Source organism: Citrobacter sp. RHBSTW-00887, assembly GCF_013728095.1.
GTDB classification, from domain to species: Bacteria; Pseudomonadota; Gammaproteobacteria; order Enterobacterales; family Enterobacteriaceae; genus Citrobacter; species Citrobacter braakii.
On the sequence record NZ_CP056267.1, the window covers coordinates 182,150 to 195,228 of the forward strand.

The window sequence follows — 13,079 nt, forward strand, 5'->3', positions numbered from 1 at the left end:
GTATGGCGTTAGTTAATGTGATTTTCATCACAAAATATCGGTACAAAAAAACATCACAGGTCAAGAATTGGCTAAAAATGGGCGTTAAGTGTGAAGTTATTCACGTTTTTGCTTTGGCTGTTTGTTGGGTATTTGTGATCTACTTCTCAATAAATATTTGTCTGGATTTCTCCTGGTGTGATCTGGAGCGGATTCTGTTTCATCACCTATTTCTTGCAACTACCCCGCAAGCCATCAACCTGAAAATTTATACCCTGGTGGTATGGCGGAAATGGCTAACTGCAATTATGTTCAAATTACCAGCCATGACTCCTTTCGGCTGCCTGCAATTGAAAGCTCTGATTAGCGTGAATACGAGGCGGGTATGTTTCTAAACTATTTCGCGTTAGGTGTGCTGATCTTCGTTTTTCTGGTTCTGTTTTACGGAATCATCGCCATCCATGATATTCCCTATAACATGGCTAAGAAGCGCAACCATCCCCATGCCGATGCCATCCATACGGCGGGTTGGGTGAGCTTATTTACGCTGCATGTTATTTGGCCCTTCCTGTGGATCTGGGCCACGCTCTATCAGCCAGAACGAGGCTGGGGAATGCAGTCACACATCACGCCGTCCGGGAAGGAACCTGACCCTGAAATTGCCGCGCTGGCCGCGCGCATCACCCAGTTGGAAAATAGACTGGATGGGGAGAAAAAAAACGATAACTCCACCTTTCCGGAGATTTGATCATGGACTTGTTGATTGTCCTGACCTATGTGGCATTCGCCTGGGCCATTTTTAAAATATTCCGTATTCCGGTAAATCAATGGACGCTTGCTACCGCCGCATTAGGTGGGGTGTTTATTGTGGCGGGACTCATTTTATTAATGAACTATAACCACCCGTATACCTTTACGGCGCAAAAGGCGGTTATTTCAATTCCTGTTACCCCACAGGTCACCGGAATTGTTAGTGAGGTGACAGATAAAAATAATCAGCTGATTAAAAAAGGCGAGGTGTTATTTAAACTCGATCCCATTCGTTATCAGGCGCGGGTCGACAGGCTGCAGGCCGACCTGGTGACCGCTACGCATAACATCGACAATATGAAAGCGCAGCTGTCTGAAGCCGTAGCCAATACCACCCGCGTTTCCGCTGAACGAGATCGCCTGTATAAAGATTATCAACGCTATTTGAAGGGTAGTCAGGCGAAGGTTAATCCATTCTCTGAAAGCGACATCGACAATGCCCGGCAAAACTACCTGGCGCAGGATGCGCTGGTCAAAGGCTCCGTTGCTGAACAGACGCAGATTCAGAGCCAGTTAGACAGTATGGTCAATGGAGAGCAATCTCAGGTTGCGTCTCTGCGCGCCCAGCTCGCTGAAGCCAAATACAATCTTGAGCAGACTATCGTACGTGCGCCCAGCAACGGTTATGTAACACAGGTGCTTATCCGGCCCGGGACCTATGCCGCCGCGCTGCCTCTGCGCCCGGTGATGGTATTTATTCCGGAACAAAAACGGCAAATCGTGGCGCAATTCCGCCAGAATTCGTTGCTGCGCCTTAAACCGGGTGATGAAGCGGAAGTGGTCTTCAACGCGCTGCCAGGCCAGGTATTCTCCGGCAAGCTCACCAGCATTCTGCCGGTTGTTCCGGGCGGTTCTTATCAGGCGCAGGGAGCATTACAGTCCTTAACGGTGGTGCCGGGTACCGATGGCGTGCTGGCCACGATTGAGCTGGCTCCCAATGCCGATGTGGATGCGCTGCCGGACGGTATCTATGCCCAGGTGGCGGTCTATTCCGACCATTTCGCTCACGTTTCAGTGATGCGTAAAGTGCTGCTGCGCATGACCAGTTGGATGCATTACCTTTATTTGGATCATTGAGACCGCCATCACCTGCCATTTGCACTGACCTGAGCCATACTGATATTTTTGTTGGCAAAAAGGACCCGGCATGAAACTCATTGGCAGCTATACCAGCCCTTTTGTGCGTAAAATTTCTATTCTGTTACTGGAAAAGGGCATCACCTTCGAATTTGTGAATGAACTCCCCTATAACGCAGATAACGGCGTGGCACGCTATAACCCGTTAGGAAAAGTGCCCGCGTTGGTTACCGATGAGGGCGAGTACTGGTTTGACTCTCCGATTATCGCGGAATACATAGAACTGCTGGATATTGCGCCAGCGATGCTGCCGCGTGAACCACTGGCGGCGCTGAAGGTACGCCAGTTGGAAGCGCTGGCCGATGGCATTATGGATGCCGGTTTAGTCTCGGTACGCGAACAGGCTCGCCCCGCCGCGCAGCAGTCAGAAACCGAACTGTTACGCCAGCGAGAGAAGATTACCCGTAGTCTGGATATGCTGGAAGGTTATCTGGCGGAGGGTACGCTGAAAACGGATACGGTTAACCTGGCAACCATTGCGATTGCCTGTGCCGTCGGTTATCTCAATTTCCGTCGGGTTGCGCCCGGCTGGTGTGTTGATCGCCCGCGTCTGGTCAAACTGGTGGAAACGCTCTTTCAACGCGAAAGTTTTGCCCGTACGGAACCGCCAAAGGCTTGATACACATTATACTCGCCTGAGCAAAGTCACGGTACAATCCTTCCTATATCGATATCCCTCTCCACGGTGGAGAGGGCCACCAACAGCCAGGCCCTTTCATGACAACCGACATGCGTTCACTCTACAGCCAGCTTCCTGCTATCGATCGTTTATTGCGCGATAGCGCCTTCCCAGCTTTACGTGAGTCTCACGGTCATACCCGGGTGGTTGACCTGCTGCGTCACATGCTCGACGAAGCCAGAAAAGCTATTCGCGACACGCACGCGCTCCCGGTATGGTGTGAGGACTGGGCGCAAGAGGCCTGCGCCCGACTGGAACGAGAATCGCAAAGTGCGCTGCGTCCGGTGATTAACCTGACCGGAACGGTGCTGCATACCAATCTTGGTCGCGCATCGCAGGCCGAAGAAGCGATCGAGGCGGTGGTGCAGGCGATGCGCACGCCGGTGACGCTGGAATACAGCCTGGATGATGCCGGGCGTGGACATCGGGATCGGGCCCTGGCGGATTTACTCTGCCGTCTGACGGGGGCGGAAGATGCCTGTATCGTCAATAACAACGCGGCAGCGGTTTTGCTGATGCTGGCGGCCACGGCTAACGGCAAAGAGGTGGTCGTTTCACGCGGAGAACTGGTAGAAATTGGCGGCGCATTTCGTATTCCGGACGTGATGTGTCAGGCCGGATGTATTCTGCGCGAAGTGGGTACCACCAACCGGACCCACACGAAAGATTATCGTCAGGCGGTAAATGAAAACACCGGTCTGCTGATGAAAGTACATACCAGTAATTACAGCATCGAAGGCTTTACGAAGTCGGTGGATGAGGCAGAGCTGGCCACTATTGGCAAGGAGCTGGATGTTCCGGTAGTGGCGGATCTCGGCAGCGGCTCGCTGGTCGATCTCAGCCAGTATGGATTACCGCAGGAACCGATGCCGCAACAGCTGATTGCCGCTGGCGTCAGCCTGGTGAGCTTCTCTGGCGATAAATTACTGGGAGGGCCGCAGGCAGGGATTATTGTCGGTAAAAAAGAGATGATTGCGCGCTTACAGAGCCATCCGCTGAAACGTGCATTACGGGCTGATAAAATGACGCTGGCTGCGCTGGAAGCGACGCTGCGGCTCTACCTGCACCCGGAAGCGCTGGCAGCGAAGTTGCCGACGTTACGCCAGCTCACCCGCTCGCAGGAGGCTGTCCACGCGCAGGCACAACAATTACAGGCACGGCTTGCTGATCATTACGGCGACGAATTCGCCCTGAACGTTATGCCTTGTTTATCGCAGATAGGCAGCGGTTCGCTGCCTGTTGATAGGCTGCCCAGCGCGGCATTAACCTTTACGCCACATGACGGGCGCGGTAGCCGCCTCGAAGCACTGGCCGCCCGTTGGCGTGCGCTGCCCGTGCCGATCATTGGGCGAATTTATGATGGTCGCTTATGGCTGGATCTGCGCTGCCTTGAGGACGAGACCCGGTTTATGGAGATGATGCTGAAATGATTATTGCAACCGCCGGACACGTTGACCACGGAAAAACAACGTTATTACAGGCGATTACCGGCGTGAATGCCGACCGTTTGCCGGAAGAAAAAAAGCGCGGCATGACCATCGATCTCGGTTATGCCTACTGGCCGCAGCCGGACGGAAGGATTCTGGGATTTATCGATGTTCCCGGACACGAAAAGTTTTTGTCCAACATGCTGGCGGGTGTCGGCGGGATCGACCATGCGCTGCTGGTGGTGGCGTGTGATGACGGCGTGATGGCGCAAACGCGTGAGCATTTGCAAATTCTGCAACTGACGGGCAATCCGCAGATCACCGTGGCGCTCACGAAAGCCGATCGCGTGGATGACGATCGCATCAACGCGGTACGTACTGAGGTGCATACTGCGCTTGAGAACTATGGATTCGCCGATGCGGTTCTGTTCGTGACGGCTGCCAGTGAAGGTCGTGGAATCGAAGAACTGCGCGATCATTTACAGCAATTAACGTCGCGCGAGCATGCCCGCGATTGCAGCTTTCGCCTGGCGATTGACCGTGCCTTTACGGTCAAAGGCGCGGGTCTGGTGGTGACCGGGACGGCGCTTAGCGGTGAGGTGACTGTTGGTGACACGCTGTGGCTCACGGGCGTCAACAAACCGATGCGCGTACGTAGCTTGCATGCGCAAAATCAGGCCACCGATCGCGCGCAGGCGGGGCAACGTATTGCGCTGAATATTGCCGGTGATGCACAAAAAGAAGAGCTTAACCGCGGCGACTGGCTGCTGTCCGATGCACCGCCAGAGGCGTTTACCCGCGTGATTGTCTCTTTAGAGCATGCCGCGCCGCTGATGCAGTGGCAACCGCTGCATATTCACCACGCGGCCAGCCATGTCACCGGGAGAATCTCGCTGCTTGAAGGGACGCTGGCGGAACTGGTGTTTGATACACCGCTCTGGCTCGCCGATAACGACCGTCTGGTGCTACGCGATATTTCGGCCCGCACGACGCTGGCTGGCGCGCGCGTGGTAACGCTCAATCCGCCGCGTCGCGGGAAGCGTAAGCCGGAATATTTGCAATGGCTGGCAGCGCTGGAGAAGGTGCAGAGTGACGGCGAAGCTCTGGCGCTGCATCTGACGCGCGGGGCGGTGAATATTCCTGACTTCGCCTGGGCGCGTCAGCTCAACGGCAACGGTATGCGTCCGTTGATTGAGCTGCATGGCTTTATTCAGGCGGGATACAGTCTGTTGAATGCTGCCGTTGCAGCGCGCTGGCAGCGGAAAGTCCTTGAAACGCTGGCGACGTACCACGAACAGCACCGTGATGAACCAGGACCTGGGCGAGAACGCCTGCGCCGTATGGCTTTGCCGATGGAAGATGAAGCGCTGGTCCTGCTGCTGATTGAAAAGATGCGTGAGAGCGGCGCCATCCATAGCCATCATGGCTGGCTGCATTTGCCGGATCATAAGGCCGGTTTCAGTGAAGAGCAGCAGGCTATCTGGCAAAAAGCAGAACCGCTTTTTGGCGATGAGCCGTGGTGGGTGCGCGATTTGGCAAAACAGACGGGCACAGATGAGCAGATGATGCGTGTGGCGTTACGGCAAGCAGCGCAGCAAGGCATCATCACCGCGATCGTCAAAGATCGCTATTACCGTAACGATCGTATTGTGGCCTTTGCCAATATGATCCGCGAACTGGATCAGGAGAAAGGATCGACCTGTGCTGCCGATTTCCGCGACAGGCTTAACGTTGGACGCAAATTGGCTATCCAGATTCTGGAATATTTTGACCGCATTGGTTTTACGCGTCGCCGGGGAAATGATCATTTATTACGCGATGCTTTGTTGTTTCCCGAAAAGTAATGAAACAATTAATTCAGGAATTAAATGAATTAATACAAAATAAATATTGATTGAAATAAGCACATTAGATTATGAACCTAATGTGCTTTTTAATTGTGGGTGTTATTAAAATAACAACCACGATCATATTTTGTTGGATATTTCACTCGTATGCTTCCTGACTCTTTAGAGTAATTAAGGATCGTACAATGGCTGCTTCAACATTTTTTATTCCTTCCGTGAATGTAATCGGCGCTAATTCATTAAAAGACGCAATGAATATAATGGCGGAATATGGTTTTCGTCGTACGCTGATTGTCACGGATGCCATGCTGACAAAATTAGGTATGGCTGGCGAGATTCAAAAAGCATTACAGGAACGTGATATTTTCAGCGTAATTTTCGACGGTACGCATCCTAATCCCACGACCAGTAACGTCGCTGCTGGCCTGCATATACTGAAAGAAAACGAATGTGATAGCGTTATTTCCCTCGGCGGCGGTTCTCCGCACGATTGTGCGAAGGGCATTGCGCTGGTGGCGGCTAACGGCGGCGATATTCGCGATTACGAAGGTGTGGACCGTTCTGCAAAACCACAGCTGCCGATGATCGCCATTAACACCACCGCGGGCACGGCATCTGAGATGACCCGTTTCTGCATCATTACCGATGAAGTACGCCACATAAAAATGGCGATTGTGGATAAGCACGTTACGCCGCTGCTGTCCGTTAACGACTCCTCGCTGATGGTCGGCATGCCGAAGTCCCTGACAGCGGCAACCGGTATGGATGCGCTGACCCACGCCATTGAAGCCTACGTGTCTATTGCTGCAACGCCGATTACCGATGCGTGCGCGTTGAAAGCGGTCACCATGATTGCGGAAAACCTGCCGGTCGCCGTTGCAGATGGCAGCAATGCTCAGGCGCGCGAAGCCATGGCTTACGCGCAGTTCCTCGCGGGCATGGCTTTTAACAACGCTTCTCTTGGTTATGTGCACGCAATGGCGCACCAGTTGGGTGGCTTCTACGATCTGCCGCACGGTGTATGTAACGCAGTGCTGCTGCCGCATGTGCAGGTTTTCAATAGCAAAGTGGCTGCCGCTCGCCTGCGTGATTGCGCTGCGGCAATGGGCGTGGACGTTGCTGGCTTGAGCGCAGAGCAAGGGGCGGAAGCCTGCATCGCGGCGATCCGCGAACTGGCGCAGAAAGTGAATATCCCGGCCGGTCTGCGTGAGTTGAACGTGAAGGAAGAGGATATTGCCGTACTGGCGACCAATGCTCTGAAAGATGCCTGCGGTTTCACTAACCCGATTCAGGCGACTCATGAAGAAATCATGGCGATTTATCGCGCTGCTATGTAATTCGTGATACCTGTCGTAAAGCAGTAAATGGCTGGCGAATAATTCGCCAGCCCCGTCTACCCTTGTAGTACCCCTACAGCAAGGAGACGGTCATGACCAATAACCCCCCTTCAACGCGTATTTATCCCGGCGAGTATGGTTACCCTCTGAAGTTAAAAGCCCGATACGATAACTTTATCGGCGGTGACTGGGTTGCCCCGGTGGACGGCGAGTATTACCAAAACCTGACGCCGGTAACCGGGCAATTACTGTGCGAAGTGGCCTCTTCCGGCAAAAAGGATATCGATCTGGCACTGGATGCCGCGCACAAAGTAAAAGACAAGTGGGCGCAGACATCCGTGCAGGACAGGGCGGCGATACTGTTCAAAATCGCCGATCGTATGGAGCAAAACCTGGAACTGCTGGCGACGGCAGAAACCTGGGATAACGGTAAGCCCATCCGCGAAACCAGCGCGGCAGATGTTCCGCTGGCGATTGACCATTTCCGCTATTTCGCTTCCTGTATTCGTGCGCAGGAAGGGGGTATAAGCGAGGTTGATAGCGAGACCGTGGCTTATCACTTCCATGAACCTCTTGGCGTGGTAGGGCAAATTATCCCGTGGAACTTCCCGTTGCTGATGGCCAGCTGGAAGATGGCGCCCGCGCTGGCGGCGGGTAACTGCGTCGTGCTTAAACCCGCGCGCCTCACGCCGCTGTCCGTGCTGTTGCTGATGGAAGTCATCGGCGATCTGCTCCCGCCAGGCGTGGTGAACGTGGTAAACGGTGCGGGTGGGGAAATCGGTGAGTATCTGGCGACGTCTAAACGCATTGCGAAAGTGGCGTTTACCGGCTCAACGGAAGTTGGGCAGCAGATCATGCAATACGCCACGCAGAACATTATTCCCGTCACGCTGGAGCTGGGTGGGAAATCGCCCAATATCTTCTTCGCAGATGTGATGGATGAAGAGGATGCTTTTTTTGACAAAGCGCTGGAAGGTTTCGCGCTGTTTGCCTTCAATCAGGGTGAAGTGTGTACCTGTCCGAGCCGTGCATTAGTACAGGAATCTATTTACGAACGTTTTATGGAAAGAGCTATTCGCCGGGTGGAGAGTATTCGCAGCGGCAACCCGTTAGACAGCGTGACGCAAATGGGTGCGCAGGTGTCGCATGGTCAACTGGAAACTATTTTGAATTACATCGATATTGGTAAGAAAGAAGGGGCTGATGTTCTCACCGGCGGGCGGCGCAAGCAACTGGATGGCGACTTAAAAGAAGGTTATTACCTCGAACCAACCATTCTGTTTGGCAAGAACAACATGCGGGTTTTCCAGGAAGAGATCTTCGGGCCCGTGCTGGCCGTCACGACCTTTAAAACCATGGAAGAGGCGCTGGAAATCGCCAATGACACCCAATATGGGCTTGGCGCTGGTGTCTGGAGCCGTAACGGAAATCTGGCGTACAAGATGGGCCGTGGGATTCAGGCGGGGCGTGTATGGACCAACTGTTACCATGCTTACCCGGCCCATGCGGCATTCGGTGGCTATAAGCAGTCGGGCATCGGGCGCGAGACGCATAAGATGATGCTCGAGCATTATCAGCAAACCAAATGTCTGCTGGTGAGCTACTCAGATAAACCGCTGGGACTATTTTAATTTCTCATCACTTATTGCCCGGTTTTGCGCCGGGCATATCTTTATTCTGCAGTTATATATAAACCCATATATCGTTATATAAATAAGACGATTGCATCCAATCTGGTCATTCCACTACTATTATCAACTCTATTGTGTAAATCAAATTGCAGCCGAATTATTAATTTAAATCCCTGAGGCAAATATGTTCCTTAATTATTTTGCATTAGGAGTGCTTATTTTTGTATTCCTGGTCATTTTTTACGGGATTATTATTCTGCATGATATTCCCTATCTCATTGCAAAGAAACGTAACCATCCTCATGCTGACGCAATACATGTCGCGGGCTGGGTGAGTTTGTTTACCTTACATGTCATTTGGCCCTTTTTATGGATCTGGGCAACGCTTTATCGCCCGGAACGCGGGTGGGGTATGCAAAGCGCGGATTCTTCCCTGATCCAGTTGCAGGCCAGGGTTGCCGATCTGGAAAAGAAACTGGGTGAGGCGAAGACCTCTCCGGCGGAGTAATATCGATGGATTTATTGATCGTTCTGACCTATGTGGCGTGCGCATGGTCAATATTTAAGATTTTTAAAATTCCTGCCAATAAATGGACAGTACCCACTGCAGCATTGGGCGGTATATTCATTGTTTGCGGGCTTATATTACTGATGAATTATAACCATCCGTATACATTTAAGGCGCAAAAGGCAGTAATTTCTATTCCCGTAGTACCGCAGGTCACGGGGGTCGTAACGGAAGTGACGGATAAGAAGAATACGCTGATCAAAAAAGGTGAGGTACTGTTTAAACTTAATCCGGGACGTTATCAGGCACGAGTTGATCGCCTGAAAGCTGATATTGTCACCGCACAACATAAAGAGCAGGTGCTGGTGGCGCAGTTAGACGAAATGCATGCCAACACGCAGCGGGCAAAGGCTACGCGTGACAAGCTAGCTAAAGATTACCAGCGCTATGCGCAGGGGAGTCAGGCGAAGGTCAATCCTTTTTCTGAACGCGATATCGATGCGGCGCGGCAAAACTATTTGGCGCAGGAAGCAGCGGTGAAATCCTCCGTTGCGGAACAACAGCAAATCCAGAGTCAGTTAGACAGCCTGGTGCAGGGTGAGAATTCGCAAATTGCCAGCCTGAAAGCGCAGTTAGCCGAAGCGGAGTTCAACCTGGACCAGACAGTGGTTCGCGCGCCCAGCGATGGTTACGTTACGCAGGTGCTGATGCGACCGGGAACCTATGCCGCCGCGCTGCCTATGCGTCCGGTGATGGTGTTTATCCCGGATCAAAAACGGCAAATTATCGCCCAGTTCCGGCAAAACTCGTTGCTGCGATTGGAGCCAGGCGATGAAGCTGAAGTGGTGTTTAACGCCCTGCCGGGTAAGGTTTTCAGCGGCAAACTGGCTGCCATCAGTCCGGCCGTACCGGGGGGGACATACCAGTCGAATGGGGCGCTGCAATCCTTAAATTCTACGCCTGGATCGGAAGGGGTGATCGCCACGATTGAGCTGAATGATAATGTGGATGTGAACGCTCTGCCTGATGGGATTTATGCGCAGGTCGCGGTTTATTCTGATCACTTCACCCATGTGTCAGTGATGCGTAAGGTTCTGCTGCGTATGACCAGTTGGGTGCATTATCTGTATCTCGATCACTAGGCGCAGGCTATTTTGCTTACCATTTTGAACCTGGTACCCTAATTTCGCTTACTCAGGCTGCTGTTCCAGCGCCTGAGTAAGTTGCTGGCGGATCTCTGCCAACATCTCATCAAGAATAAACTGTACCCGCCATGGTTGATATTCACGTTTGCGGAAAATCACCACCAAATCCAGCCACCATTCATGTTGTTCTGAGAAACATGGAACCAGCGACCCGGATTCAATATCTTTTTGGATACTCGCATTTGGCGCAAAAACAATGCCCAGATGGTTACGTGCCAGCGCCAGTGCAGACTGTGTATTGTCGCAGACATAATTTCCGGTCACCCGATAATCGTGCATCTCCTTGCCTCCGGCAGAAGTGAAACGCCAGATATTAGCCTCATCTATCATCATGGAATCAATCAGGATACAGGAATGTTCTTCCAGTTCATCAGGGCTACTAATAGGATGTGCTTTGATATACTCAGGGCTGGCAAAAGCCGTCACTGCATATTTGGTAATGAAACTGGCAACCAGAGATTCATCTTTAGGATGGGCATAGGTGATTAAAATATCACAATCTTCAGGGAAGTCGACACCTTCAAAAAATGCCTTTCGTTCCAGGTTACATGTTTTAAGTGAGAGGCTAATTCCACCGATATCCTGAATTTTTGCGATCACATGTTGCGATAAATAAGCAATTATGCCCGTCGGAGCATATACGGTTACCCGGCCACGTTTTTCGTGCTTATAATCAGCAATGAAATTATTGAGCTGATCGTTTCTGTCCAACATGTCATTGATGTAAGGAAGCAGCGCTGTACCAAACGGTGTGAGGGTGAGCTGTCGAGTGGTGCGATCAAATACCTTTAGTCCAACTTTGGATTCAAAATCAGCAAGATACTTACTAACGTTGGCTTGTGCGATGCCGAGAACCGTAGCGGCATGACTGATGTTTTCACTGGCAGCAATTACCGAAATAATCTTCAGTTCCCGGTGTTTGAGTTGTAATTTGTTCATCGCCAAACCCAATATATATAATTTTGTATATATTACTATATAAATATGAATCTTGCATCGATGAAATTGTAAGCATTATTATGCACGCGTTTTGTATCTTATTTTAAAATGGAATGTGGGCATGTTAATTAAACGCAATATTGTGGCGCTATTCGCCTTTTCATTTATGGCGAGCGCAACTGCCGCAGAATTTTCTATTGGCGGCGGCGCTGTATATAACGAATCTCCTTATCGTGGATATAATGATAACGTTCACGCAGTACCGCTTGTCAGTTATGAAAGTGAATCATTTTATTTTAGGCAAACAACGTTAGGTTATATTCTTTCAAAAAATGAAAGTAATGAATTTAGCATTACTGCCTCGTACATGCCGCTTGAGTTTGATCCGGGTGATAACGACGATCAAGCGATGAAGCAACTGAACAAGCGTGACGCAACCGCGATGGCGGGTGCTGCATGGTATCACCATGAGAAATGGGGCAGCGTGAAAGTCTCCGCAGCAGCGGATGTGCTGGACAACAGCAACGGTTGGGTTGGGGAAATGTCTCTGTTTCGCCAAATGCCGATGGGCAAGCTGACGCTGACGCCGGCGATTGGCGTGCTCTACTATGACGAAAACTTCAACGAATATTACTACGGCATCTCTGGCAATGAATCCCGCCGTAGTGGGTTATCAAGTTACTCCCCTGGCGATAGCTGGACACCGTATGTTGGCCTTTCCGCTAAATACGCATTGACCAGCAATCTGACGCTGCTGGCCAGCGCCAACTATAGTGCGCTGCCAGATGATATTAAAAATAGCCCGATGGTTGACCGTGATGACAGCTTTACCTTTATGTCCGGTCTGACCTGGCGTTTCTGATTCTCACCCGTTTGTCCTCAGGGAGGAGGGCAATCTTTTCAATGCGGTAGACTGGATAAGACCCGAAGCATCGTCATCCGGCTCATTTCCAATGAACTGGGCTTTACCGCTCGCGATTAGGCGGATCGCCATAGTTGTTCAGGCACCTGACAATATTTAACCGTTTCCCCTGTCCGATCAAGGCGTCAGGGGCAACCTCTCTGGCACTCTGTGGTTTTCACGCAGACGGAGGGAGCAATGAACGAGTTTATTATGGCGGATGCGGCAAAATGTATTGGGTGTCGTACCTGCGAAGTTGCTTGCGTCGTCGCGCACCAGCAAAACCAGGACTGCGCGTCGGTCTCTTCCACTGCGTTTACCCCGCGCATCCGCGTGATCAAAGACGATACCTTTACGACGGCAGTCGCCTGCCATCAATGCGAGGACGCTCCCTGTGCAAATGTCTGCCCGACGCACGCAATTCGTCGTGAACATGGGCATATCTTCGTTGAACAGACGCGTTGTATTGGCTGTAAAAGTTGTATGCTGGCCTGCCCGTTTGGGGCAATGAATGTCGTCGCCCGCTCGTCACGGGTGCAGGCGATAAAATGCGATTTATGCTGGCACCGTGATGCGGGGCCGGCGTGTGTCGAAGCCTGCCCGACCAGCGCGTTGCAGTGTATTGATGCCGTCAGTATTCAGCGCCAGCGCCTGCGTTCACAGCCGCTGTGAAGTGAGC

Annotated in this window: 12 protein-coding genes; 11 read left to right on the top strand and 1 reads right to left on the bottom strand. The window is 51.8% G+C overall.

Features of this window, described 5'->3' with window-relative positions:
• The first annotated feature begins 364 nt into the window (after positions 1-364).
• The 9 genes from HV314_RS00840 (at position 365) to HV314_RS00880 (ending at position 10,497) form a co-directional block, all read left to right on the top strand.
• Positions 365-727, top strand: a complete 363-nt coding sequence (locus HV314_RS00840; protein WP_016154955.1) for a DUF3302 domain-containing protein — start codon at positions 365-367, stop codon at positions 725-727.
• A 2-nt stretch (positions 728-729) separates the two neighbouring features.
• On the top strand, positions 730-1,866 hold the full coding sequence (locus HV314_RS00845; protein ID WP_181547101.1) for an HlyD family secretion protein: 1,137 nt from the start codon (positions 730-732) through the stop codon (positions 1,864-1,866).
• A gap of 70 nt (positions 1,867-1,936) precedes the next feature.
• On the top strand, positions 1,937-2,545 hold the full coding sequence (locus HV314_RS00850; protein ID WP_047501319.1) for a glutathione S-transferase: 609 nt from the start codon (positions 1,937-1,939) through the stop codon (positions 2,543-2,545).
• Positions 2,546-2,643: 98 nt separating this feature from the next.
• Complete coding sequence (gene selA, locus HV314_RS00855) at positions 2,644-4,035, top strand: L-seryl-tRNA(Sec) selenium transferase (protein WP_181547103.1); 1,392 nt, start codon at positions 2,644-2,646, stop codon at positions 4,033-4,035.
• On the top strand, positions 4,032-5,876 hold the full coding sequence (selB, locus tag HV314_RS00860; RefSeq protein ID WP_142418065.1) for a selenocysteine-specific translation elongation factor: 1,845 nt from the start codon (positions 4,032-4,034) through the stop codon (positions 5,874-5,876). Before selA ends, selB begins: the two co-directional genes overlap by 4 nt.
• A 188-nt stretch (positions 5,877-6,064) precedes the next feature.
• Complete coding sequence (gene yiaY / locus HV314_RS00865; RefSeq protein WP_181547105.1) at positions 6,065-7,216, top strand: L-threonine dehydrogenase; 1,152 nt, start codon at positions 6,065-6,067, stop codon at positions 7,214-7,216.
• Between the two features lie 92 nt (positions 7,217-7,308).
• Positions 7,309-8,847: an aldehyde dehydrogenase AldB gene (gene aldB, locus HV314_RS00870; RefSeq protein WP_019078065.1), complete on the top strand. Its 1,539-nt coding sequence runs from the start codon at positions 7,309-7,311 to the stop codon at positions 8,845-8,847.
• A gap of 184 nt (positions 8,848-9,031) precedes the next feature.
• The gene (locus tag HV314_RS00875; protein WP_003024200.1) at positions 9,032-9,355 is read left to right on the top strand and encodes a DUF3302 domain-containing protein; all 324 of its coding nucleotides are present in this window, start codon (positions 9,032-9,034) and stop codon (positions 9,353-9,355) included.
• 5 nt (positions 9,356-9,360) lie between these two features.
• Complete coding sequence (locus tag HV314_RS00880) at positions 9,361-10,497, top strand: HlyD family secretion protein (RefSeq protein WP_181547107.1); 1,137 nt, start codon at positions 9,361-9,363, stop codon at positions 10,495-10,497.
• 48 nt (positions 10,498-10,545) lie between these two features.
• On the opposite strand, the gene HV314_RS00885 is transcribed toward HV314_RS00880, so the two are convergent.
• Positions 10,546-11,499 carry a LysR family transcriptional regulator gene (locus HV314_RS00885; RefSeq protein ID WP_115190065.1) on the bottom strand — a complete coding sequence of 318 codons (954 nt, stop codon included), beginning with the start codon at positions 11,497-11,499 and terminating at the stop codon, positions 10,546-10,548.
• A gap of 121 nt (positions 11,500-11,620) precedes the next feature.
• On the opposite strand from HV314_RS00885, the gene HV314_RS00890 reads away from it, so the two are divergent.
• A complete protein-coding gene (locus tag HV314_RS00890) occupies positions 11,621-12,361 on the top strand; it encodes a MipA/OmpV family protein (protein WP_016154944.1) in 741 nt (246 codons plus the stop codon).
• Between the two features lie 237 nt (positions 12,362-12,598).
• The gene (locus HV314_RS00895; protein ID WP_181547109.1) at positions 12,599-13,072 is read left to right on the top strand and encodes a 4Fe-4S dicluster domain-containing protein; all 474 of its coding nucleotides are present in this window, start codon (positions 12,599-12,601) and stop codon (positions 13,070-13,072) included.
• Positions 13,073-13,079 lie beyond the last annotated feature (7 nt).

Coding starts and splice junctions, on each gene's coding strand:
- yiaY (WP_181547105.1), top strand. CDS start 6,065: ATGGCTGCTTCAACATTTTTTATTCCTTCCGTGAATGTAATCGGCGCT.
- HV314_RS00895 (WP_181547109.1), top strand. CDS start 12,599: ATGAACGAGTTTATTATGGCGGATGCGGCAAAATGTATTGGGTGTCGT.
- aldB (WP_019078065.1), top strand. CDS start 7,309: ATGACCAATAACCCCCCTTCAACGCGTATTTATCCCGGCGAGTATGGT.
- HV314_RS00890 (WP_016154944.1), top strand. CDS start 11,621: ATGTTAATTAAACGCAATATTGTGGCGCTATTCGCCTTTTCATTTATG.
- HV314_RS00840 (WP_016154955.1), top strand. CDS start 365: ATGTTTCTAAACTATTTCGCGTTAGGTGTGCTGATCTTCGTTTTTCTG.
- HV314_RS00885 (WP_115190065.1), bottom strand. CDS start 11,499: ATGAACAAATTACAACTCAAACACCGGGAACTGAAGATTATTTCGGTA.
- selA (WP_181547103.1), top strand. CDS start 2,644: ATGACAACCGACATGCGTTCACTCTACAGCCAGCTTCCTGCTATCGAT.
- HV314_RS00845 (WP_181547101.1), top strand. CDS start 730: ATGGACTTGTTGATTGTCCTGACCTATGTGGCATTCGCCTGGGCCATT.
- HV314_RS00850 (WP_047501319.1), top strand. CDS start 1,937: ATGAAACTCATTGGCAGCTATACCAGCCCTTTTGTGCGTAAAATTTCT.
- HV314_RS00880 (WP_181547107.1), top strand. CDS start 9,361: ATGGATTTATTGATCGTTCTGACCTATGTGGCGTGCGCATGGTCAATA.
- selB (WP_142418065.1), top strand. CDS start 4,032: ATGATTATTGCAACCGCCGGACACGTTGACCACGGAAAAACAACGTTA.
- HV314_RS00875 (WP_003024200.1), top strand. CDS start 9,032: ATGTTCCTTAATTATTTTGCATTAGGAGTGCTTATTTTTGTATTCCTG.